This is a genomic window from Halomonas sp. B23F22_20 (genome assembly GCF_043496985.1).
In the GTDB taxonomy this organism is placed as follows: Bacteria; Pseudomonadota; Gammaproteobacteria; order Pseudomonadales; family Halomonadaceae; genus Halomonas.
Genome location: NZ_JBIEKH010000001.1, coordinates 171,830 through 193,756, shown reverse-complemented (window position 1 = coordinate 193,756; position 21,927 = coordinate 171,830). Strand labels below are relative to the sequence as shown.

Sequence of the window (21,927 nt, the reverse complement as noted above, 5' to 3'; positions counted from 1 at the left end):
GCGGCGCTTGGCATCGTGCCGGGCGTTTCCATGCTGGGGAGAACGCAATGCTCGCAACCGCTAATGCCCTCTGGTGGCTCACCGCCTTCGCCGTCCTGTTTGCCGTGCCGGGTATGCTGTATGCCCGTCGTCACCGGGAGAACCTGGAAGACTTCATCATCGCGCGCAACAGCCAGGGCGCAACCGCCACGGTGCTGACATTGATGGCATCGACGATGGGGACCTGGATCCTGTTCGGCCCTGCCCAGGCGGCCACCTGGGGTGGCCTGGCCGCGATTTCCGGCTATGCGCTGGGCTCACTGGCGCCGCGGCTGGTGATGATTCCCCTGGGCAGGCGCCTGCGCGAGCTGTCCCCTCGCGGACACTCGCTCACCGAATTCGTGATGACCCGTTACGGGCGCCCCATGTACGCCTTCACCCTGGCCATCATGCTGTTCTACCTGTTCATCTCCCTGGCCGCGGGGATCACCGCCATCGCCAGGATGGTCGGGCTGCTGGCACCGGTGCCGCTCTGGGTGACGAGTTCGGCGGTGATGGCCGCTACCCTGCTCTACACCCTCTACGGCGGCCTGCGCGCCTCGATCTTCACCGACAAGGTGCAGATGCTGGTGATCATGCCGCTGCTCGGCACGCTGCTGATCTTCGGCTGGCAGGCCGCCGGCGGCGTCGCTCCCACCCTCGACGGCCTCAAGGCCACCGCACCGCAACTACTGGACATCACCGCTCCGGGCGGGCTCGAGGCCGGCCTCACCTTCTTCCTGGCGGTGATGCTGACCGGGCTCTTCTACCAGGGAAACTGGCAGCGCGTGTATGCCGCCCGAAACGACCGCGCCGTGCGCTTGGGCTTCCTGCTCGGTGGCCTGCTGAGCGCGCCGATGATCTTCGTGATGGGCCTGTTCGGGTTGGCATTCGTGGGACTGGGGCTGCCCGGCGACGGTTCGGTCGCGCTGTTCAGCGTGCTGCTGGCCGATATCCCCGACTGGTTCGCCATTGGCTTGATCGTCCTTGGCCTGGCACTGGTCATGAGCAGCGCCGACACTACCATCAGCGCCGCCTCGAGCATGATCGCCGTCGACGGCGGGCGCCTCCTGCCCAAGGCCAGCGGCCACCGGCTGATGCGGCTGTCGCGCTGGCTGATCTGCCTGTTGGCGCTGCCGGTAACCTTCGTGGCCGCCCAGGGCTACAGCGTGCTGTACCTGTTCCTGCAGGCCGACCTGCTGTGCTGCGCGGCCGCTTTCCCGGTGTTCTTCGGGCTCTTCAACCGCCGCTTCGACGGGCGCGCCGCGGTGCTCGCCACCCTTTGTGGCCTGGTCGCCGGCCTGGCGATCTTCCCGGCTCCCGGTGATGCGCTGGACACGCTGATGGAGTCGTTCCTGCTCGCCACCTTCACCCCGGTGGCGACGGGCCTGATACTGCTGGCACTGCTCCCGGCGAAGCCGCGCTTCGACTTCACGATGCTGAGCGCCGGCGCCCGACGCTTCGAAGGATGATGGTCGCCGGTCGACACGCGAACGCCCCGCGACGGGGCGCTCTTCATGCGCAAGTCAACGGCCCAGCGCCGGAAATCTCTAGGCGTGCAGGTTCGCCGGCCGCTCGAGGCCGAGATGGCCGCGCAGCGTGGCCGATTCGTACTCCTCGCGGAACAGTCCGCGGCGCTGCAGCTCCGGCACCACGTGATCCACGAAATCCTCGATTCCGGACGGCAGTGACGGTGGCATCAGGTTGAAGCCATCCGCGCCGCGCCCGCGGAACCAGCGCTCCATCTCATCGGCGATGCTCTCCGGGGTGCCGATCATGGTGCAATGGCCGCCACCGGCGGCGAGCCGCCCCAGCAGCTCGCGCAGGGTAGGCCTTTCGCTCGCGATAATGCGCAGGATGGTGGCGTAACGTCCCTGGGGTCCACGGAATTCGTCCAGCGGCGGCAAGCTCGGCACCGGCGCATCCAGTTCCCAGTCGCTGCAGTCCTGGTCAATGAACAGCCCTAGCTGACGCAGAGAGGCCGCCACCGGTAGGCAGTCGTCCAGGGCGCGCTGCTTGGCCCTGGCCTCTTGCATGGTGGAGCCGACGTAGGTCACGAGCCCCGGCAGGATCGGCACCCGCGCCTCGCGGCCGGCCGCCTGCACCCGTGACGTGATGTCGCGGTAGTAGTCCTGGGCACTCTCCAGATCGTAGGCGACCGCATAGATGGCCTCGGCGTAGCGCGCCGCCAGGTCGCGCCCCTGCGACGAGGAGCCGGCTTGCACCAGCAGCGGATGCCCCTGGGGCGGTCGCGGCAGGTTCAGAGGCCCGTCCACCAGGAAGTGCTCGCCGTGATGATGAATCTTGCGCACCTTGTGCGGATCGGCGTAGCGGCCCTGCCGATCGCGTTCGATGGCGTCGTCGGACCAGCTGTCCCAGAGCGCCAGTACGGTCTCGACGAATTCCTCGGCACGGGCATAGCGCTCAGCGTGGTCGGGCATCGCCGGATAGCCATGATTGCGCGCCTCGCCGTCGAACATCGAGGTCACCACGTTCCAGCCCACGCGCCCGCCGGAGATGTGATCCAGCGACCCCACCAGCCTGGCCGCGTGAAACGGTGTGTAGAAGGTACTCGAGATCGTGCTGATCAGGCCGATTCGCCGGGTCGCCCGACTCATGGCGGAGAGCGCGGTCAGCGGTTCGAGGTGCCAGTGAAAGCCGTCCTCCACGCTGCCGGCGCTCATGCCGTCGGCGAAGAACACCGCATCCAGCTTGCCGCGCTCGGCAGTGCGCGCCAGCGACTCGTAATAGGCGATGTCGCCGAGCCGCTCGGCGCAGGAGTCGGGATGCCGCCAGGCCGCGCGATGGTGGCCGCAGCCCATGACGAACAGGTTGATGTGCAGGGTCTCGTCGGAACTGCGCGGCATCATCATCCTTTCACCAGCCCGCCGTCGACGATCAGGTTCTGGCCGGTGACCGCCCTCGCCCAGGGCGAGGCGAAGAACAGGGCCGCGTCGGCGAATTCCTCCGGCGTGGTCACCCGGCGCAACGGCGTGTTCTGCGCGATCAGCTCGAAGACCGCTTCCGGGGTCGCGCTCGACGCGTCGGTGGTGCGCAGGAGCCCGCCGGAGATCATGTTCACGGTGATGTTATCGGGCCCCAGGTCATGGGACAGCGTGCGGGTCAAAGAGAGGAGCGCGGCCTTGCCGGCGGTATAGTCGTGATAGGGCACCACGGGGTTCTGGAACAGATTGGTGCCGATATTGAGGATACGGCCGCCACCGCGTTCGCGCATGCCGTCAAGCGCCGAGCGGGTGGTATTCAGCGCCCCGCGGTTGATGCCCTCGATCTGCTGGTTGAGGTGCGCCCAGTCCAGCGCGTCGGCGTGGGGACGCGCATCGCCATTGAAGGTGAACTCGGGCAGCGCGTTGTTCACCACGGTGGTGATCGGCGCGCCGAAGTGGCGACGGGCCCGCTCGAACAGCGCGGTGACCGCACCGGCTTCCCGCACGTCCGCCTGCACGGCCAGGGCCCGCTGCGGCGTCTCCTTCACCAATGTCTCGGCGGCCTCGCGACTCTGGAAGTAGTTGATCACCACCCGGGCGCCCTGGGCGAGGAACGCACGGCTCAAGTGCGCACCGAGGCCACGGGCACCGCCGGTAATGAGCACCACCTGTTCAGCGATCGGAAGGGGAGAATCGGCCATGGGAACTCCTTGGTACGCGGCAAAGGGCGCCGCGCTGGAGCCGGCCGACATCCCTTCGCCAGTGTGAACTGGATCAGGTTCAACGGGTATCATCTCAGCGGCGTCTGCCGCACCCCGTGTCTTGGTCGACCATAGCGCATTCACGTACGCAAGAACAGTCGGCCTCGCTTGGCGGCATCGACGGACGGAAGTGAAAGAACAGGGTAAGGGGTAAGGGGTAAGGGGTAAGGGGTAAGGGGTAAGGCAGACTAAAGCGAGAAAAACGACCCATCAGATCGGCATGCCGGATCGTGATCCGCGCCTGGATCGAGTGGGGAGGGATCGTAAGAATCTTGACATGGAGCGGGAAACGAGATTCGATCGGACCGGCGCCCCGGCTCGCGGCGTGAGCCTTGGCCAGACCGATTGAGGCACTGGAATTGAATGGAGCGGGAAACGAGATTCGACTGGGCCGGCACACCGGGTCGTGACCCGAGCCTTGGCCTACCGGATATTGCTACGTAGAAAATGGAGCGGGAAACGAGATTCGAACTCGCGACCCTCGCCTTGGCAAGGCGATGCTCTACCACTGAGCTATTCCCGCTCTACAGGAAGGAGACGATGCGAAGTGGCGTCCCATAGGGGGTTCGAACCCCTGTTACCGCCGTGAAAGGGCGGTGTCCTAGGCCACTAGACGAATGGGACGCAATCATTGCCCTAATGGACAAATGGAGCGGAAAACGAGATTCGACCGGGCTGGCGCTCCAGCTCGCGACCCTCGACCGCCTGACTTCCTAATCCAATTTCCCGAGGGAAGATTGGAGCGGGAAACGAGATTCGAACTCGCGACCCTCGCCTTGGCAAGGCGATGCTCTACCACTGAGCTATTCCCGCAGGTCTCGCATTGTCAAACATCGGAAGTGGCGTCCCATAGGGGGTTCGAACCCCTGTTACCGCCGTGAAAGGGCGGTGTCCTAGACCACTAGACGAATGGGACGCATCATTGCCCAAATGGACAAATGGAGCGGGAAACGAGATTCGAACTCGCGACCCTCGCCTTGGCAAGGCGATGCTCTACCACTGAGCTATTCCCGCACTCCGATATCTCATCGAGAAGAGTGGCGTCCCATAGGGGGTTCGAACCCCTGTTACCGCCGTGAAAGGGCGGTGTCCTGGACCACTAGACGAATGGGACGCTGTGTCTCGCCTCGTCGAGATGGCGCGTATATTACTGAGCCCCCTGGAAACTGTCAAGCACGGGGTGCTGCGCGACCTCAGCGTTGGTAGCCGAGGTGGAAAAAAACCGCCCTTCGGATGTCACAATGAGGTGCAGGCGCCCGCGACGCGATAAGGAGAAAGTCCATGCGCAAGAAGATAGAGAAGAGCGATGCCGAATGGCGTGAACAGCTCACTCCCGAGCAATATCACGTCACTCGGGAGAAAGGCACCGAACGCCCCTTCTCCGGAGACCACGGAGTCACCGACGAGCACGGCATCTATCACTGCGTGTGTTGTCACGCCCCGCTGTTCGAGAACGAGCACAAGTTCGACGCCGGCTGCGGCTGGCCGAGCTTCGACCGTCCGCTTGCCTCCGGCTGCGTTGAGCAGCATGCCGATTCGAGCCACGGCATGCAGCGCACCGAAGTAATCTGCGCCCGCTGCGATGCCCACCTCGGCCATGTCTTCCCGGACGGCCCGGCCGAGACCACCGGCCAACGCTACTGCATCAACTCGGTCGCCATCGACTTTCATCCCGGGGAATAGTCGAGCCCCGTCCTGAGGCGGCCGGCCATCTGCTATGATGGTCGGCCGTTTCATTTGGCAAGCAGGAGAGATGTGATGCTCGGCTGGTACCCGGGACACATGAACAAGGCACGTCGCCAGATCCTCGAGGCACTGCCGGAGATCGACGTGGTCATCGAGGTGCTCGATGCCCGTCTGCCCTACTCCAGCGCCAACCCCATGCTGGCGGAGCTCACCCGACACAAGCCGGTGCTCAAGATTCTCTCCCGGGCCGATCTGGCCGACCCGGCCCGCACCAAGGAGTGGACGTCTCACTTCGACGCCCAGGCCGACACCCGGGCGCTGGCGGTGACCACCACCCAGGCTCGCGAACTCAAGCGGATCCCCAAGCTGTGCCACGAGCTGGCCGGCCAGGTACGCGCCGACCGCGACGTACGGGTGATGATCATGGGCATTCCCAACGTCGGCAAGTCGACGCTGATCAACGGCCTGGCCGGACGCACCATCGCCAAGACCGGCAATGAGCCGGCGGTCACCAAGCGCCAGCAGAAGGTGCGCATCGGCGGGCAGGTGGCGCTGATCGACACCCCCGGAGTGCTATGGCCCAAGATCGAGGATCAGGCCAGCGCCTATCGCCTGGCCGCCAGCGGCGCCATTCGCGATACCGCCATCGACTACGTCGATGTCGCGGTGGTCGCCGCCGCCGAGCTGGCCAGGCGCTACCCCGAGGCACTCTCTTCGCGCTACAAGCTCAAGGAACTGCCCGCCTATCAGCCCAACCCGGATGCCGACCGGGTCGATGCCGACGGCGACGACCGCCTCGACCTGCTGGCGCTGGCCGGCTACGACGGCCATGCCATCCTGAGCACCATCGCCGGCAAGCGCGGCGGCCTGCGCCCGGGCGGCGAGGTCGATCTTCATCGCGGCGCCGAGGTGTTGCTGCACGAGTTGCGCGACGGCAAGCTCGGCCGGCTGACCCTCGAGACCCCCGCCGACATCCCGGCGGAGCCTCCCGAAGAGGATGCCAACGCCTCTGCGAGAGTCGACGACGAAGCGGCCAGCTGAACAACGCCCACACAGAGTTTCTCTCAGCCCAAAGACGCTATCCCCGCCGCCCCGCGGCCCTGGACCTCACTGGACACGACCCATGGACACTGCCCCGCTCAGGAAATCGCACAAGCTCGACAATGTCTGCTATGACATTCGCGGCCCGGTGCTCGACCACGCCAAGCGCCTGGAAGAGGAAGGCCAGCGCATCCTCAAGCTGAATATCGGCAATCCCGCGCCGTTCGGCTTCGAGGCGCCGGAGGAAATCCTCCAGGACGTGATGCGCAACCTGCCCACTGCCCAGGGCTATTGTGATTCCAAGGGGCTGTATTCGGCGCGCAAGGCGATCATGCAGGAGTGTCAGCGCAAGGGCATTCCCGGCGTGGGCATCGAGGACATCTTCATCGGCAATGGCGTATCCGAGCTGATCACGATCGCCCTGCAGTCATTGCTCAACGACGGCGATGAGGTGCTGATTCCGGCGCCGGACTATCCGCTGTGGACCGCCGCGACCAATCTCTCGGGCGGGCGCGCCGTGCACTACCTGTGCGACGAGCAGGCCGACTGGGCACCGGACCTCGACGACGTCCGCGAGAAGGTCACCGGGCACACCCGAGCCATCGTCATCATCAACCCCAACAACCCCACCGGCGCCGTCTATCCGCCGGAGGTGGTTCGCGAGCTGCTGGAGATCGCCCGCGAGCACGATTTGGTGGTGTTCTCCGACGAGATCTACGACAAGATCCTCTACGATGACACCGAGCACGTGGCCACCGGCGCGCTGGCAGGCGACGACCAACTGGTGGTGACCATGAACGGGCTGTCGAAGAGCTACCGCTGTGCGGGCTTTCGCAGTGGCTGGATGACGCTCTCCGGCGGCATCGCCAAGCAACACGCCCAGGACTACATCCAGGGCCTCAACATGCTGGCATCGATGCGTCTGTGCGCCAACGTCCCGGCCCAGCACGCCATCCAGACCGCGCTGGGCGGTTATCAGTCGATCAATGACCTGGTATTGCCGGGTGGGCGGCTGCTCGCCCAGCGCGATATCACCTTTGAGAAGTTGAACGCCATTCCAGGCGTGTCCTGCACCAAGGCCAAGGGGGCGCTGTACGCCTTCCCGCGCCTCGATCCCAATGTATACAACATCCGGGACGATCAGCAGTTAGTGCTCGATCTGCTGCTGCAGGAGAAGATCCTGCTGGTTCAAGGCACGGCTTTCAACTGGCCGCAGCCGGACCACGTGCGCATCGTCACCCTGCCCTGGGCCGATCAGCTCGACGATGCCCTGGATCGCTTCGCACGCTTCCTGTCGCGCTATCGCCAATGAACAATCGGCAGCGTCGGACTTGAAACCCTCGTCCAAAGGCCGTATCTAAGCAAATGCTTCTACTCGCCGCATCCACACCGGATGCGGCGCCCGCGTGACAACCCTGACGGGAGAGCTCCGGCAATGATGAGAATCCTGCTGTTCCTGGGCACCAACCTGGCGGTGATCCTGGTGGCCAGCATCACCTTGCGCCTGCTTGGCGTCGAACCCTACCTGACCGCGCAAGGCATCAACTTCAATGCCCTGCTGATCTTCTGCTTCATCTTCGGCATGGCCGGCTCCATGGTATCGCTGTTCATCTCCAAGTGGATGGCCAAGCGAACCACCGGCACGGTCATCATCGAGCAACCCTCCAACAGCACCGAACAGTGGCTGCTCGACACCGTCGGCGAACTGGCCCGAGATGCCGGCATCAAGATGCCGGAGGTAGGCATCTTTCCCGCCCAGCAGTCAAACGCCTTCGCCACCGGCTGGAACAAGAACGACGCCCTGGTAGCGGTCTCGGCCGGCCTACTCAACCGCATGAGGCCCGAAGAGATCCGTGCCGTCCTGGCCCACGAGATCGGCCACGTGGCCAACGGCGACATGGTCACCCTGGCGCTGATCCAGGGCGTGCTCAACACCTTCGTGATGTTCTTCGCCCGCGTGGTGGCACAGCTGGTCGACAGCTTCCTGCGCCGGGACGACAACGAGGGACTGGGCTTCTTCGGCTACTTCGCGGTGGTGATCGTCGCCGAGATCGTGTTCGGCCTGATCGCCTCGGCGATCGTCGCCTGGTTCTCACGCTTCCGCGAGTACCGCGCCGACGCCGCGGGGGCCAAGCTGGCCGGCAGCGGCGCCATGATCAATGCCCTGGCCCGGCTGAAAGCCGAAACCCAGATGCCCGACCAGATGCCCGACACCCTGACGGCGTTTGCCATCACCACCGGCCAGACCCGCAAGCTGATGGAGCGACTGTTCGCCAGCCACCCCCCGCTGGACGAACGGATTCGCGCCCTCAAGGAAGCGGCTTACCGGCAGCAATAAGCTGCGGGCTGCGTGCGGGCTGCGACGGTGAGGAATTCATCGCTCGCAGCCCGCAACATCCTGCTCATCACTCACCCTTCACTACTCGCTACTCACCTCTCACCCCGCCACCACCCGAAAACCGGCGGCCGAAAGCGGCCCGGCCAACGCTTCCGCGGCCGGTCGCAGCGTCACGGTCAGCGTCGAGAATTCCCGGCGCAGCGGATAGCGCGCACGACAGTCGTCAAAACCGACCGCCATGCCCTGTCGGCGACTCTCGCGATGCAGGGCGTCGTGGTCGCGTCGCACGTCGTAGACCGCACGCATGCAAAGCCGCAGGGCCTCGTCCACCGACAGTCCCCCGTCGAGGGTCAGGGAAGGCAGCGGAGGCGGCGGTGACAGATCTTCCAGAGTGAGCCGTGCCGGCAACCCGAAGCGATGGGCCAGAGCCTGATAGATGGCGTGGGTACCGCGCAGCTTGCCATCGCGGCTATGGCCGGCGATGTGCGGCGTGGCGATCTCCGCCAGGTCGCATAGCACGGCGTCGATGCCCGGCTCCTGCTTCCAGACGTCGAGCACTGCCGTGATATCACCCTGCCCGGAGAGCCTCGAGCGCAGGGCCTGGCCATCGAGGCAGTCGCCGCGCCCGGCGTTGATCACGATCGTGCCCGGTGCCAGTTCGGCAATACGCCTGGCATCGAGCAAGTGCTGGGTCGCGTGAGGTCCCTCGCGCACCAGCGGCGTGTGCAGGCACAGCACGTCACAGGCGTCGATCAGGGCGTCCAGCTCGTGAAAGCCCGCGCCCTCCGCCTCGATGCTCTCTGCTTCCGCCCTGGGCGGATCGCAGGCCAGGCACTCGACGCCCAGCGCCTCGAGACGCGCCAGCAGTCGGCCGCCGACGTTACCCACCCCGACGATGCCGACCCGGCGCTCGGCCAACCCGAATCCCTGGCGCTCAGCCAGGGTCGCCAGGCTTGCCAGCACGTAGTCGACCACCGCCTCGGCATTGCAGCCCGGCGCGCTGGCAAAGCCGATGTCTCGCGCGGCCAGGGCAGTCCGATCGACGTGATCGGTCCCGATGGTACAAGTACCGACGAAGCGCAGCCGTGAGCCTGCCACCAGGGACTCGTCGACACGGGTGATCGAGCGCACCACCAAGGCATCCGCCTCGCGCACCACCGCGGCATCGATCTCGCGACCAGGCACCGCGACCACCTCACCCAACGGCGCGAAGCATTCCCGGGCCGCCGGAACGTTGGCATCGACGACGATTTTCATGACTGCCTCCTTCACATGACTTGTCCGCGGGACACAAGCCCTTACAATAGCGCTCCATGTTACACGAGCGGAGCGTTCCCGCGCCGCCGCCGACACCGGGAGCCACTGTGATCGTTCGCTGGGAAACCGACCATGACTATGTGCTGGTACATGTCCATCAGGACATGTTCGGCGACTGGATCTTCAGCCGCGCCTGGGGCCAGATCGGCACCCAGTTCGGCGGGCTCAAGCATCAGCTCGCCGACGATCACGCCCAGGCCATGATGTGGCTCGAGGACGAGACGACCATCCAGACGTCTCGCGGCTTTCGCAAGGTGCTGGAAGCCGACGACCACACCCCCGAAGGTCGTAACGCCGTGGCTCAGCTGTCACTGCTGGATACGCCTTGAATCCAAAAACACGGCTACGCCGCTGGAAGAAGGAAGTACGGCGCTTCGCGCCTTGACGCGGAAAGCAGAAACACGCCCCTGACTTCCTTCTTCCCGCTTGCGGCTCAAAGCTTGTCCGGAGAGGAAAGGTAGCGCCGCCCGTCGCGCATCTCGGCTCCCCGGGTCGCCGACCGCGGCTCCTCGCCCTCCTGGGCGGCCCGCCAGGCCACCTCGTCGAGCCAGCCCCGCTCACCCAACCAGGCGGCCAGGCGTGGAGCCTCGAAGCCCCGCTCCAGCTCATCGCCGTCGGCATCGACCAGCACCGGAATCCGCTCCCCGAAGCGCTCGAGCAGGCGATCGTCCTTGCTGATCTCCACTTTCTCCAGGCGATGCTCGTTCGCCGCCAGAACGCCCAACCATGCCTCGAGCTGCTCGCAGAGATGGCAGCCCAGCGTGGTGTAGAGCGTCAGCCGTATCATGCCTCATCCCGGTGCTGGATCAGGAACACATGGTGCAGGTCCGGACGCCGCGAGAAATCGGGATCGAAGGTCCTGGCCGAAATGTCCTCTACCGCGAAGGCCTCGGCAAGATCGGCATCGAGCTTGAAGCGCCGCTGGTTGTTGGAAAACACCAGGATGCCGCCGGGCGCCAGCCGCGCCATGGCCAGGCGCACCAGCCGGCCTTGGTCGCGCTGCACATCCAGGGTATCGGCCATCTTCTTGGAGTTGGAAAAGGTCGGCGGATCCATGAAGATCAGGTCGAACTGGACACCGGCAGTCTCGAGCCACTGGAAGCAGTCATCGCGCACCACGCGATGACGCGAGGGATCGAGCCGGTTCAAGGCGAAGTTGTCCCGAGCCCAGTCCAGGTAGGTATTGGACAGGTCCACGCTGACGCTGTCCGAGGCGCCACCGAGTGCCGCCTGCACGGTGGCCGTGGCGGTGTAGCAGAACAGGTTCAGGAAGCGCTTGCCCTGGGCCATCTCGCCGAGCATGCGCCGCACCGGCCGGTGATCGAGGAACAGACCGGTATCCAGATAGTCGCGCAGGTTCACCCACAGCCTGGCCGGACCTTCCTGGACTTCGAAGCGCTCGCCGCTGGCCGCCTGTTTCTGGTACTGGGCGCGTCCGCTCTGACGCTCGCGGCGCTTGACAACTACCCGGCTTGCCTCGACCTGCAGCTCTTCAGGAATCACCGCCAGCGCCTCGAACAGCCGCTTCTGGGCCTGGCCGGCGTCGATCGACTTGGGCGGCGCGTATTCCTGCACGTGCACGTGATCGCCGTAGACGTCGATGGCCAGAGCGTACTCCGGCATGTCGGCATCATACAGTCGATAGCAGCGCTCGCCGGAGCGCTTGAGCCACTTCCTGAGCCGCTTGCGGTTCTTGGCCAGGCGATTGGCGAACATCTGCGCGCCCTCGGAGCGCGGCGGTGGCGCCGGCGTCGACGACGCAGTCTTGTCTTCGCTGTCTCCCTGCGACGCCTCCGGCACGTCCATCAGCAACAGCTTGGCATCCAGGGGGCCATTCTTCAGCGAATACTGCTTGTAGGCGCGCAGCGCGGTGCGATGGCCAAGATCCGGATTGGCCGTAAACAGCGCCAGACGCCAACCCGGAAAAGCTTGCCGTGCGCGCTCGCCCAGATCGGCATAAAGTCCCACCAGTTCGGGCAGCTCGCCGAGACGCTCGCCGTAGGGCGGGTTAGTGATCACCAGCCCCTTCGCCTCGACATCGAGGTCGTCGGGGCGCATGAGCTCGGTGAGGCTCGCGCCCTTCAGCGTGATCAGCGCCGGGATGCCGGCGCGCATGGCGTTGGCCTTGGCCGACGACAGCGCCGGCGGGCTCTGGTCGAAGCCGTAGAGCCGGCATCGGCAGCGCTTGCGGCCGATGCTGGCGCGCGCCTCCGCCTCACGCTTGAGTTCGCGCCAGCAGATGTCGTCATGCCCGGCCCAGCCCTCGAAACCAAAACGCTCGCGATGCAGGTTGGGAGCCATATCGGCGGCCATCATCGCCGCTTCGATCAGCAGGGTGCCGGCGCCGCACAGCGGGTCGACCAGCGGCGCCCCCTCGCGGGCAAGGGCCGGCCAGCCGGCGCGCACCAGCAGCGCCGCGGCCAGGTTCTCCTTGAGCGGCGCATGCCCCACGTCGCGGCGATAGCCTCGCCGATGCAGGCTGTCGCCGGCGAAGTCGACGCCGAGCGTCAGCCGGCCGCGATGCAGGTGGGCATAGAGCCGCAGGTCCGGCTGGCGCGTATCGACGTTCGGCCGCGGCTGCCCCTCGGCCTGCAGGCGATCCACCACACCATCCTTGACGGTCTGAGCACCGAAGCGCGTGTGGCGAATCTCGGCGGAACGGCCATGGAAATCCACCGCCAGGGTCGCGCCGCGTGGCAAGTGATCGCGCCATGCCACGCCCGCGGCGGCCGCACGCAACTGGTCGGGGGTTTCGATGCCCTCCTCGCGCACCAGGCACAGCACCACCCGGTTGGCCAGCCGAGACCACAGGCAGGCCCGATAGGCCGTCTCGAGATCGGCCTGGAAATGCACCCCGGCCAGGGTCGTCTTGCCTGGCTCGGCGCCCAGCTCCGCCAGCTCCTCGGCCAGCAGCAGCTCGAGGCCCTTGGGACAGGTGGCCAGGAAGGCCTGGGAATCGGAAACTCGTCGTTCGGTCATGAGAAGTCCATCGGATGACATCGGGTCCGCCACACCGTCGTGACGTCTGAGTGTACGCTTTGTTACAAATCACCTGTCGACGGCATCGGTCAGGTTGCGCTATGAATTAGGTGGTAGCTACCAGACAACGCATGCGTTCCTGTCAAAGGGATGCCGACCTGTAAGACACGCAACATGGATGTGTCAACGGGCATCCCCAATAAGCACGGGTGCGACGCCCCCTCGAGAGTCACTGCTTGTGAAGAGTCAAGACTCGAGAATCAGCGTCGTATTCCAACGGTACCTTTAGCAAGAGGTAGTCCAATGAAACGACAGAAACGTGATCGCTTCCAGCGTGCCTATGTCCATGGGTACAAGGCGGGTCTTTCAGGTCGTTCCCGTGATGACTGTCCCAATCAGGATATCAATCTACGCGAGTACTGGATGAGCGGTTGGCGTGAAGGTCGTGGAGATCATTGGTCCGGCATGACGGGCGTCTCCGGTATTCACAAGAACCCCATGGTGGTTTGACCCCGAGACGGCGAGCCACCACTCACGATCCCCTACAAGCCCACGCATACAAGCCCACGCATGACGTGGGCTTTTTATTGCCCCTGCACCTGAAGGGCCCGGGCACACTCACTCACCAGCGCCGGCCCCCGGTAAATGAACCCGGAATACAGCTGCACCAGGTCCGCCCCGGCCTCGACCTTGGCCAACGCCGCCTCGCCGCTGTCGATGCCCCCCACGCCGATGATCGGCAACTCAGGCAGGTGACGACGCAACTCCCGAATCACGGTGTTGGAGGCCTCGAACACCGGCCGCCCCGAGAGGCCGCCCTGCTCTTCACCGTAGGGCAAGCCCTGCACTGCCTCCCGGGACACCGTGGTATTGGTGGCGATCACCCCATCGATGCGATTGGCCGCCAGGCTCCGCGCCACCAGGGCCACTTCCTCGGCATCCATGTCCGGGGCGATTTTCACCGCCAACGGCACCACACGACCGCTATCCCGGTCGAGCCGATCGGCCTCTTCGCGCAGCGTGCCCAACAGCTGGTCCAGGTGCTCGCCGAACTGCAGGTTGCGTAGCCCCGGGGTATTCGGCGAGGAGATGTTGACGGTGATGTAGTGGGCGTGGGCATGCACCTTGCCCAGGCAGTGCAGATAGTCGTCCACCGCACGCTCTACCGGCGTCGTGAGGTTCTTGCCGATGTTGATGCCGATCACACCGTCATAGCGGCTGGCCCGAACCTTGGCGACCAGGTGGTCCACGCCAGCGTTGTTGAAGCCCATGCGGTTGATGATGGCACCGGCCTCGGGCAGGCGAAACAGTCGAGGCCTGGGATTGCCGTCCTGGGGCCGCGGCGTCACGGTCCCTACCTCGACGAAGCCGAAACCAAGGGCCCCCAGAGCATCCAGGTGATCGGCGTTCTTGTCGAGCCCGGCGGCCAGGCCCACCCGGTTCGGGAAACGCAGCCCCATCAGGGTGACCGGATCCTCGACCCGACGGCACAGTGCCCGCGTGGCGCCCAGGCGACCCAGCAGCTCCAGCCCCGACAGCGCCAGGCCATGGGCCTTCTCGGCGTCAAGGCGGAACAGCAGCGAACGGGCAAGGGTGTACATGGCATCTCCTGGGAGGACATCGGCTGGGAATCGGGGCGCGAGTATAGCGCAGCCGCCGCCCGACGACGAACCTCGCTGCCACCTGCCATGACAGGCATCATTTATGATCTACTGACAGCACATCAGGAAGTCCGACAGCGGACACATCGCGGGCGCCCGCCGCCTCGCCAGGGAGATGCCATGACCGATACCACCGAGACACTCGAACACCGCCTGTCGCGCATTCACCTGGCACTGGAAAAGGAACATCTGGAATGGGTCGACGACGTGATCGCCGACCTGGAACCCGCCGAGGTTGCCCTGCTGCTGGAGTCGCTGCCACCCAATGAGCGGATCCGGCTGTGGGAACGCATTCCCCAGGAAGTCGACGGCGAAGTGCTGCTGCACGTCCATGACGAGGTACGCAGCACGCTCATCGATGACATGGATGACGCCGAGATCGTGGCCGCCACCTCCGGCCTCGATACCACCGACCTGGCGGAACTCTTCGAGGATCTCCCCCAGCAGGTCGCGGAAGACATGCTGCGCTCGATGGACGAGCTTCAGCGCATGCGCCTCCAGGAGACACTGGCCTTCGAGGAGGACTCGGCCGGCCGCCTGATGCGCACCGACACCATTGCCGTCCGCGCAGACGTCAGCCTAGAGACGGTGCAGCGATTCCTGCGCTGGAAACAGGACGTGCCCGATAACACCGACAGCCTGATGGTGGTGGACCGCAACGGCCTGTTCATGGGCGTGCTGCCGATGGCTCGGCTGGTGGCCAGCGACCAGGAGCTGGCGGTCGCCGACCTGATGGACAGCGACGTGGACAGCATCCAGGTGACCATGAAGTCGCGTGACGTGGCGACGCTCTTCCAGACCCACGATCTGGTCTCGGCGCCGGTGGTCGATGCCCGCGGTCTGCTGCTTGGCCGGGTGGTGATCGACGACATCGTCGACGTGATCCGCGAGCATTCCGAACAGGCGCTGATGAACATGGCCGGCCTCGACGAGGAAGAAGACCTGTTCGCACCGGTGCTGCCCAGCGCCAAGCGCCGGGCCGTGTGGCTCGGCATCAACCTGCTGACCGCCTTCCTGGCCGCCTGGGTGATCGGGCGCTTCGAAAACGCCCTGGATCAGGTCGTGGCTCTGGCCGTGCTGATGCCGATCGTGGCCAGCATGGGCGGCATCGCCGGCAGCCAGACCCTGACCCTGGCGATTCGCGGCCTGGCCCTCGGTCAGATCAGCCGTACCAATAGCAACTGGCTGCTGCGCAAGGAAGTCGGCATCGCGGTGCTCAACGGGGTGCTGTGGGCGCTGGTGGTGGCAGCACTGGCGGTGGCCTGGTTCGGCAGCTTCGGCATTGGCGTGGTCATCGCCGCAGCGCTGGTGATCAACATGCTCGCCGCCGGCGTCGCTGGCATCGTGGTCCCGCTGGTGCTCAAGCGTCTGGGCATCGATCCGGCACTGTCCGGCTCGGTGGTACTGACCACGGTGACCGACGTGGTGGGCTTCATGTCCTTCCTCGGTCTCGCCACGATCTTCCTGCTGTAACGGCGCCAGACACCGGCCGTCGCCGATCCGCGACGGCCGGCGTCGCCATCGCACCACTCTTGTACGCCCCGGTCACCTCGCTAGCATGGCAACACGACATGCCTGCGAACACCGTGCCCATTCTCGAGGCGGGATGCGGCTTTCACCGCACGGATCGCAAGACGGAAAAGGAGAACCCCATGTTGACCAAGACACTGTTGACCAAGACACGCACCCTGCTCATCGCGGCCGGCGCCATTGCCGTCCTGGGCCTGACCGGCTGCGCCAGCGACAGCGCCTCCATGGAAATGAAGAGCACCGACTACGTGGTGACCGGCCTCGGCGACGATCGCCAGGAGGCCCTGGAAGAAGCCAAGGAACGCGCCCTGGATGTGTGCGAAAACCGCGACCGCGACGAGTTCATCATTCAAGACCAGCAGGTGCTGGGCCCGGACGCCAGCGCGCAGAAACGCCAAGAGGCCGAATCCATGGTGGAAGGCGGCACCGTCAACGAGGACACTAACCTGGCGGCTCTGAACGACGACGGCGAGGACTACAAGGCGATCTGGAGCATCAGCTGTCGCTGATAGAGGCACGACAAGCATGCAAAAGGGCGCCCCTCGGAGCGCCCTTTTTCGTTGCCGATCGATGATTTTGCCGTCGACCATGCCGACCCAGGGTCGGCATGGTCCTGACGCCAGGCACCGGCTAGGTTTCGCTATTGCTCTCCGCCAGGTCCACGAGTTCGCGAACGGCTACAGCAAACAGCGGGAAACCGCCCTGGCTGCCACTGCCCACCTCTTCGAGCAGGCGGCACCAGCGCTGATGCATGCTCTCGTGTAGCGACAGCCAGCGCGTAACCCGCTCGGCGCTGTCACGTGGCCCGCCTTCCATGCCGAGCACACTGCCGGTCAGCGCCAGCTGCTGACGCTCGATATCGTCGCGGAAGGTCTCGCGAGCCTTGACCTGCCAGCCATCGCGGACCTCGAGCTGAGTGACCTGCTGCAGGATCCAAGGCAGCTCGAGCCGCGCACCGATCTCGTAGAAGATCTCGGCGACTCGCTGCGGCTTGTCGTCGCTCTGACGCGCCGTATGGATGATACCCAGGGCCGCATAGAGGCTGTTGGCCGCTGCCACCGTGGAGGCCAAGGCATCGGGCACACCGGCCTCGATCAGTTCCTGACGACGGGTTTCCCACTGAGCCTTCTCTTCTCCCCGCAGGCGCTTGCCGATGCCTTCCTGGAGTTGGGCCAGACGCGGTGCGAAGTAGTCGATGGCGTCACGGGTCGACATGGTGGTGCGATGGCGCAGGAACCAGCGAGTCGCGCGACGCAGCATGCGCATCAGGTCGAGCATCATCGAGTACTGGACACGACTCGGCACCTTGTTGTCCAACGCTTCGACCTGCTCCCAGAGCTTCGGAAGCTGGAAGCTGTCGCGAGCGATCACGTAAGACCGGGCGATATCAGCACGGCCCGCCCCGGTGGAGTCCATCAGCCGCCGGATGAAGACGATTCCCATGTGATCGATGAGATCGTTGGCCACCTGGGTCGCAACAATCTCGCGCTTGAGACGGTGCTCATACATCTCGTCGCGATAGCGCTCGGCCAGCACCGAGGGGAACACACGCTCCACGAAGCGGGTGATGGTCGGATCATCCGGCACGTCCGAGGCGATAAGGTCCCCCTTGAGTACGCTCTTGGCGTAGGAGATCAGCACCGACAGCTCGGGCAACGTCATGCCCAGATCCTGATGGATGCGTTCCTGCAGATCGTCGTCACTGGGCAGGAACTCCAGCTCACGGTCGATCTGGCCGGCGGCTTCCAGCTCGGTGATGAAGCGACGGAAAGGCCCGATGCCGTCTCGCGAGAGCTGTTCGGCCAGGTCCAGCGCCTGGGTCTGGCGATAGTTGTCGCGCAGCACCAGCTCACTGACCTCATCGGTCATGTCGGCGAGCAGCTGGTTGCGCTGCTTCTCGGTCATATCACCGCGGGACACCACTTCGTCGATGAGGATCTTGATGTTGACCTCATGGTCGGAGCAGTTCACGCCGCCGGCGTTGTCGATGAAGTCGGTGTTGACACGCACGCCCTTGGCCGCGGCCTCCATGCGCCCGCGCTGGGTGAGGCCGAGGTTGCCGCCCTCACCGACCACCCGGCAGTTGAGGTCGCGACCGTCGATACGCAGGGCATCGTTGGCCTTGTCACCGACCTCGGCGTCGGTCTCTTCACTGCTCTTGACGTAGGTACCGATGCCGCCGTTCCAGATCAGATCGACCTGGGAGACCAGCATGGCGCGGATCAGCTCGTTGGGCGACAGCTTGTCCTCGCGGATGCCAAACGCCTTCTTCATCTGTGGCGTGATGGCGATCGACTTGGCACTGCGCTTGAAGATACCGCCGCCCTCTGAGATCAGCTCGGCATTGTAGTCTTCCCAGCTCGAGCGCGGCTGTTCGAACAGTCGCTTGCGCTCGTCAAAACTCGCCGCGGCATCGGGGGTGGGGTCGACGAAGATGTGTAGGTGGTTGAAGGCACCCAGCAGACGAATCTTGTCGGACAGCAGCATGCCGTTGCCGAACACGTCACCGGCCATGTCACCGACGCCGACCACGCTGAACTCGTCCTCCTGGGTATTCACGCCCAGCCCGCGGAAGTGGCGCTTGACCGACTCCCAGGCGCCCTTGGCGGTAATCCCCATCTTCTTGTGGTCATAGCCGTTGGCACCGCCGGAGGCGAAGGCATCGCCCAGCCAGTGGCCGTATTCGGCGGAGATCTCGTTGGCAATGTCCGAGAAGGTCGCAGTGCCCTTGTCGGCCGCCACCACCAGGTAGATATCATCGTCGTCGTGGCGCACCACATCCCTCGGCGGCACCACCTCGCCGCCGGCCAGGTTGTCGGTGACATCAAGCAGCGCACGAATGAAGATCTGGTAGCAGGCAATGCCTTCCTTCTGGGTGGTCTCGCGATCCGCGCCCTCGGGCATGCGCTTGCACACGAAGCCACCCTTGGCCCCCACCGGCACGATTACCGCGTTCTTGACCTGCTGCGCCTTGACCAGGCCCAGCACCTCGGTGCGGAAATCCTCGTGGCGGTCCGACCAGCGCAGCCCGCCGCGGGCCACCTTGCCACCGCGCAGGTGCACGCCCTCGACACGCGGCGAGCAGACGAAGATCTCGTAGGCCGGCCGCGGCTTGGGCATGCCGGAGACCCGGGAGGGCTCGAGCTTGAGGGCAATGTAGTCCTTGAAGCCACCCGCCTCGCTACGCTGGTAGTAGTTGGTGCGCAGGGTGGCCTGAATCAGCTCCATGTAGCGGCGCAGCAACTGGTCGTCGTTGAGACTGGGCACCTCGTCGAGCAGCGCCAGGATACGTGCTTCGCAGTCGGCAACCTCGCTTTCCTCGGGGCGCTCGGCGGGGTCGAAGCGCAGCTCGAACAAGGTCACCAGCTCGCGGGTGATCTCCGGGTGATTGACCAGCGTCGTGGCGATGTAGTCCTGGGACATGCCGAAGCGAATCTGCTTCAGGTAACGTGCATAGGCTCGCAGCATCGCTACCTCACGCCAATCCAGATTGGCGGAGATGATCAGCCGGTTGAAGGCATCGTTGTCGGCCTCGCCGGTCCAGATGCGCCGGAAGGCCTCGATGAAGGGTTCACGCATCTCCTGGAGGTTGACCTCCACGCTGGTGTGGTGCTCCAGAGTGAAGTCGTGGACCCAGTAGGAACGGTCGGTGGCCTGCACGCCATAGGGACGCTCGCCCAGCACTCGCAGGCCGAGGTTTTCCATCATCGGCAGCACGTCGGACAGCGGAATGGGCGCATCGCCGTGGAACAGTTTGAGGTTGACCCCGCTGCCCTCTTCCTCGATCAGCCGATACAGTGACAGGCCCAACGGGATGCCGTCATCGAGTGCGCCGAGATGCTGCAGGTCGTAGACCGCAGTTCGAGCACTGAAGTCATCGCGATAGCTGGCCGGGAAGGCATCGCGGAAGCGCGCCATCAACAGGTTGGCCTGCTCCTCGCCGAACCCTTCGATGGCGGCATTGAGCAGGTCGTCGCGCCAGTTGCGGGCCAGCTTGACCAGCTTCTCCTCGAGACGCCGGATGTCGTAGTCCACCGGATGATCGCCGTTGAAGCGCAGGATGAACTGGATGCGCGCCAGCACCGACTCGGAGAGGTAAGTGTTGAAGTCGCCGAAGGTGGCATCGAGCTCCTCGCAGAGCAGCTCCTGCAACCGAACGCGCAACTCGGTGGAGAACACGTCGCGAGGCACGAACACCAGACAGGAATAGAACTTGCCGAAGCGGTCCTCGCGAATGAATAGCCGCACTCGGCGTCGCTCGCGGATGTCGAGAATGCCCAGCGCCGTCTGCGCCAGTTCGTCGACGTCGATCTGGAACAGGTCATCGCGCGGATAGACCTCGAGGATCTGCATCAGCTGCTTGCCGTTGTGGGCCTTGGCGCTGAAGCCTGAAATGTCCATCACCGCTTGAAGCTTGCGACGCAGGATCGGCACATGGCGCGGCGAATCGTTGTAGACCGTAGCGGTGAACAGCCCCAGAAAACGTCGCTCGCCAATGATGTTGCCGTGTTCGTCGTAGCGGTCGATGGAGATATAGTCGGGATAGGTCGGCCGATGAATGCGAGCGTGATGAGCGCTCTTGGCGAAGGACAACAGCTGCGGCACCAGCACGTAGCGATCGCCCTCGACGCCGAGGTCGGTGCGGATGCGCTCGCGATAGCGCGGCTGGTCGAGTCGGAAGACGCCGAGTTCACTGCCTTCAAGCTTGTCCAGGCGCTGCTGGCCGCCTTCCTCGTGGACCACGTACTCGTCGTAACCGAAGAAGGTGAAGTTGTCCTCGAGCAGCCAGTCGAGGAAGGCGATGGCCTCACGATGATCTTCGACATCGACCTGCTCGGGACGGAAGGCCTCGATCTCGGCCTTGGCGGCTCGCACTTGTTCACGCATGGGGTCGAAATCGGCCACCGCGGTACGCACATCGTGCAGCACCTCCTGCAGGCTGACCTCGATCGCTTCCAGTTCGGCCGGGTCGGAATGACGGTCCACCTCGATGGCGATCAGCGACTCACGGAAATCCGGGGCCTTGTCCTCGCCGGGCGACGCCACGCAGCGCAAGCGGTGCTGCTTGTCACGATCCACGGCCAACACGGCGTTGTGGATGGCATGCACGGTCATGCCACGACGATTGAGCTCTACCCGTACCGAGTCGACAAGGAAGGGCATATCCTCGTGAAGCACGGCGATGAACGTATGGGTCGACTGCCAGCCATGCTCTTCGAAGTCCGGGTTGAAGACCCTCACCTTGGGTGCCTTGGGATCAAGCTGCTGGATGAAGTGCCACACCGAGAGCGTCGCGCCGTAAAGGTCGTCCAGACGGCGGTCCGACAGGTCCTCCAGTGGTACGGCGGCATAGAAATGCCGAGCAAAACTCTGCACCGTCTTGGCCTTGTCCTTGTCCAAGCGGCTTTGCAGCCGTTCTTCAAGCTGCTTGAGCAGATCCTGACGGCTCTCCTCGTGTGCGACGTGTAGCATCCATCACCTCGACTGACAGCGACCGCGTCGTGCGGCCGGATCACTTGATCGGATTGTCGGGCCCGGGGCCAGTCCCCGAACCTGCATCCGCGACAGCTTACGCCAATCTCCCAGGCGTCCCCAGAGACATGCCGGTTCCCTCATGGAACATGTCGGTTGCGCATCGCCCTTGACAAGAC

General features: G+C 64.8%; 16 protein-coding genes, 6 tRNA genes and 1 riboswitch. Of the genes, 9 read left to right on the top strand and 13 right to left on the bottom strand.

The window, feature by feature from the left end; genetic code table 11:
- Positions 1-47: 47 nt before the first annotated feature.
- Positions 48-1,490, top strand: coding sequence for a sodium:solute symporter family protein (locus ACGTN6_RS00870; protein ID WP_394589344.1), 1,443 nt, complete (start codon positions 48-50; stop codon positions 1,488-1,490).
- 78 nt (positions 1,491-1,568) lie between these two features.
- Here ACGTN6_RS00870 and ACGTN6_RS00865 read toward each other — a convergent pair whose 3' ends face one another.
- From ACGTN6_RS00865 to ACGTN6_RS00830, 8 genes are all read right to left on the bottom strand, one after another.
- Positions 1,569-2,885 carry an LLM class flavin-dependent oxidoreductase gene (locus ACGTN6_RS00865; RefSeq protein ID WP_394589343.1) on the bottom strand — a complete coding sequence of 439 codons (1,317 nt, stop codon included), beginning with the start codon at positions 2,883-2,885 and terminating at the stop codon, positions 1,569-1,571.
- A 2-nt stretch (positions 2,886-2,887) separates the two neighbouring features.
- Positions 2,888-3,664, bottom strand: a complete 777-nt coding sequence (locus ACGTN6_RS00860; RefSeq protein ID WP_394589342.1) for a 3-oxoacyl-ACP reductase — start codon at positions 3,662-3,664, stop codon at positions 2,888-2,890.
- Between the two features lie 33 nt (positions 3,665-3,697).
- Positions 3,698-3,791: riboswitch (TPP riboswitch) on the bottom strand.
- A gap of 381 nt (positions 3,792-4,172) precedes the next feature.
- Positions 4,173-4,247 (bottom strand) — tRNA-Gly (locus ACGTN6_RS00855).
- Between the two features lie 25 nt (positions 4,248-4,272).
- Positions 4,273-4,348 (bottom strand) — tRNA-Glu (locus ACGTN6_RS00850).
- A gap of 114 nt (positions 4,349-4,462) precedes the next feature.
- Positions 4,463-4,537: transfer RNA gene (locus ACGTN6_RS00845), tRNA-Gly, on the bottom strand.
- Positions 4,538-4,564: 27 nt separating this feature from the next.
- Positions 4,565-4,640: transfer RNA gene (locus ACGTN6_RS00840), tRNA-Glu, on the bottom strand.
- 23 nt (positions 4,641-4,663) lie between these two features.
- Positions 4,664-4,738 (bottom strand) — tRNA-Gly (locus tag ACGTN6_RS00835).
- Positions 4,739-4,762: 24 nt separating this feature from the next.
- Positions 4,763-4,838, bottom strand: a tRNA-Glu gene (locus tag ACGTN6_RS00830).
- A 167-nt stretch (positions 4,839-5,005) separates the two neighbouring features.
- Here ACGTN6_RS00830 and msrB point away from each other — a divergent pair.
- From msrB to htpX, 4 genes are all read left to right on the top strand, one after another.
- Complete coding sequence (gene msrB / locus ACGTN6_RS00825) at positions 5,006-5,407, top strand: peptide-methionine (R)-S-oxide reductase MsrB (protein WP_183386645.1); 402 nt, start codon at positions 5,006-5,008, stop codon at positions 5,405-5,407.
- Positions 5,408-5,482: 75 nt separating this feature from the next.
- The gene (gene ylqF / locus ACGTN6_RS00820) at positions 5,483-6,451 is read left to right on the top strand and encodes a ribosome biogenesis GTPase YlqF (RefSeq protein ID WP_394589341.1); all 969 of its coding nucleotides are present in this window, start codon (positions 5,483-5,485) and stop codon (positions 6,449-6,451) included.
- An 82-nt stretch (positions 6,452-6,533) separates the two neighbouring features.
- Complete coding sequence (locus ACGTN6_RS00815; protein WP_394589340.1) at positions 6,534-7,763, top strand: pyridoxal phosphate-dependent aminotransferase; 1,230 nt, start codon at positions 6,534-6,536, stop codon at positions 7,761-7,763.
- A gap of 123 nt (positions 7,764-7,886) precedes the next feature.
- Positions 7,887-8,789 carry a protease HtpX gene (gene htpX / locus ACGTN6_RS00810; RefSeq protein WP_394589339.1) on the top strand — a complete coding sequence of 301 codons (903 nt, stop codon included), beginning with the start codon at positions 7,887-7,889 and terminating at the stop codon, positions 8,787-8,789.
- Between the two features lie 99 nt (positions 8,790-8,888).
- Here htpX and pdxB read toward each other — a convergent pair whose 3' ends face one another.
- Positions 8,889-10,046 (bottom strand): 4-phosphoerythronate dehydrogenase PdxB, encoded by a 1,158-nt coding sequence (gene pdxB / locus ACGTN6_RS00805; RefSeq protein ID WP_394589338.1) that lies wholly within the window; start codon positions 10,044-10,046, stop codon positions 8,889-8,891.
- A gap of 107 nt (positions 10,047-10,153) precedes the next feature.
- Between pdxB and ACGTN6_RS00800 the strand changes: the two genes are divergently transcribed.
- Positions 10,154-10,435: a hypothetical protein gene (locus ACGTN6_RS00800; protein ID WP_394589337.1), complete on the top strand. Its 282-nt coding sequence runs from the start codon at positions 10,154-10,156 to the stop codon at positions 10,433-10,435.
- A gap of 104 nt (positions 10,436-10,539) precedes the next feature.
- Here ACGTN6_RS00800 and ACGTN6_RS00795 read toward each other — a convergent pair whose 3' ends face one another.
- Both ACGTN6_RS00795 and rlmKL read right to left on the bottom strand, forming a co-directional pair.
- A complete protein-coding gene (locus ACGTN6_RS00795) occupies positions 10,540-10,893 on the bottom strand; it encodes a glutaredoxin family protein (RefSeq protein ID WP_394589336.1) in 354 nt (117 codons plus the stop codon).
- Positions 10,890-13,085 (bottom strand): bifunctional 23S rRNA (guanine(2069)-N(7))-methyltransferase RlmK/23S rRNA (guanine(2445)-N(2))-methyltransferase RlmL, encoded by a 2,196-nt coding sequence (rlmKL, locus tag ACGTN6_RS00790; RefSeq protein WP_394589335.1) that lies wholly within the window; start codon positions 13,083-13,085, stop codon positions 10,890-10,892. The genes ACGTN6_RS00795 and rlmKL overlap by 4 nt, the downstream gene beginning before the upstream one ends.
- A 303-nt stretch (positions 13,086-13,388) precedes the next feature.
- Between rlmKL and rmf the strand changes: the two genes are divergently transcribed.
- Positions 13,389-13,595 (top strand): ribosome modulation factor, encoded by a 207-nt coding sequence (gene rmf / locus ACGTN6_RS00785; protein ID WP_183386653.1) that lies wholly within the window; start codon positions 13,389-13,391, stop codon positions 13,593-13,595.
- A gap of 74 nt (positions 13,596-13,669) precedes the next feature.
- Here the strand turns inward: rmf and ACGTN6_RS00780 are convergent, their stop codons facing one another.
- Positions 13,670-14,686 carry a quinone-dependent dihydroorotate dehydrogenase gene (locus tag ACGTN6_RS00780; RefSeq protein ID WP_394589334.1) on the bottom strand — a complete coding sequence of 339 codons (1,017 nt, stop codon included), beginning with the start codon at positions 14,684-14,686 and terminating at the stop codon, positions 13,670-13,672.
- Between the two features lie 180 nt (positions 14,687-14,866).
- Here ACGTN6_RS00780 and mgtE point away from each other — a divergent pair, with 180 nt between their 5' ends.
- Positions 14,867-16,219, top strand: a complete 1,353-nt coding sequence (gene mgtE / locus ACGTN6_RS00775) for a magnesium transporter (protein ID WP_394589333.1) — start codon at positions 14,867-14,869, stop codon at positions 16,217-16,219.
- A gap of 179 nt (positions 16,220-16,398) precedes the next feature.
- Entirely contained in the window at positions 16,399-16,785 is a 387-nt protein-coding gene (locus tag ACGTN6_RS00770; protein ID WP_394589332.1) for a hypothetical protein, read from the top strand.
- 121 nt (positions 16,786-16,906) lie between these two features.
- Here ACGTN6_RS00770 and ACGTN6_RS00765 read toward each other — a convergent pair whose 3' ends face one another.
- On the bottom strand, positions 16,907-21,748 hold the full coding sequence (locus ACGTN6_RS00765) for an NAD-glutamate dehydrogenase (protein WP_394589331.1): 4,842 nt from the start codon (positions 21,746-21,748) through the stop codon (positions 16,907-16,909).
- Positions 21,749-21,927 lie beyond the last annotated feature (179 nt).

Excerpts from the sequence above, each read along its gene's own strand:
- ACGTN6_RS00870 (WP_394589344.1), top strand. The coding sequence starts at position 48 with ATGCTCGCAACCGCTAATGCCCTCTGGTGGCTCACCGCCTTCGCCGTC.
- ACGTN6_RS00865 (WP_394589343.1), bottom strand. The coding sequence starts at position 2,885 with ATGCCGCGCAGTTCCGACGAGACCCTGCACATCAACCTGTTCGTCATG.
- ACGTN6_RS00860 (WP_394589342.1), bottom strand. The coding sequence starts at position 3,664 with ATGGCCGATTCTCCCCTTCCGATCGCTGAACAGGTGGTGCTCATTACC.
- msrB (WP_183386645.1), top strand. The coding sequence starts at position 5,006 with ATGCGCAAGAAGATAGAGAAGAGCGATGCCGAATGGCGTGAACAGCTC.
- ylqF (WP_394589341.1), top strand. The coding sequence starts at position 5,483 with ATGCTCGGCTGGTACCCGGGACACATGAACAAGGCACGTCGCCAGATC.
- ACGTN6_RS00815 (WP_394589340.1), top strand. The coding sequence starts at position 6,534 with ATGGACACTGCCCCGCTCAGGAAATCGCACAAGCTCGACAATGTCTGC.
- htpX (WP_394589339.1), top strand. The coding sequence starts at position 7,887 with ATGATGAGAATCCTGCTGTTCCTGGGCACCAACCTGGCGGTGATCCTG.
- pdxB (WP_394589338.1), bottom strand. The coding sequence starts at position 10,046 with ATGAAAATCGTCGTCGATGCCAACGTTCCGGCGGCCCGGGAATGCTTC.
- ACGTN6_RS00795 (WP_394589336.1), bottom strand. The coding sequence starts at position 10,893 with ATGATACGGCTGACGCTCTACACCACGCTGGGCTGCCATCTCTGCGAG.
- rlmKL (WP_394589335.1), bottom strand. The coding sequence starts at position 13,085 with ATGACCGAACGACGAGTTTCCGATTCCCAGGCCTTCCTGGCCACCTGT.
- rmf (WP_183386653.1), top strand. The coding sequence starts at position 13,389 with ATGAAACGACAGAAACGTGATCGCTTCCAGCGTGCCTATGTCCATGGG.
- ACGTN6_RS00780 (WP_394589334.1), bottom strand. The coding sequence starts at position 14,686 with ATGTACACCCTTGCCCGTTCGCTGCTGTTCCGCCTTGACGCCGAGAAG.
- mgtE (WP_394589333.1), top strand. The coding sequence starts at position 14,867 with ATGACCGATACCACCGAGACACTCGAACACCGCCTGTCGCGCATTCAC.
- ACGTN6_RS00770 (WP_394589332.1), top strand. The coding sequence starts at position 16,399 with ATGTTGACCAAGACACTGTTGACCAAGACACGCACCCTGCTCATCGCG.
- ACGTN6_RS00765 (WP_394589331.1), bottom strand. The coding sequence starts at position 21,748 with ATGCTACACGTCGCACACGAGGAGAGCCGTCAGGATCTGCTCAAGCAG.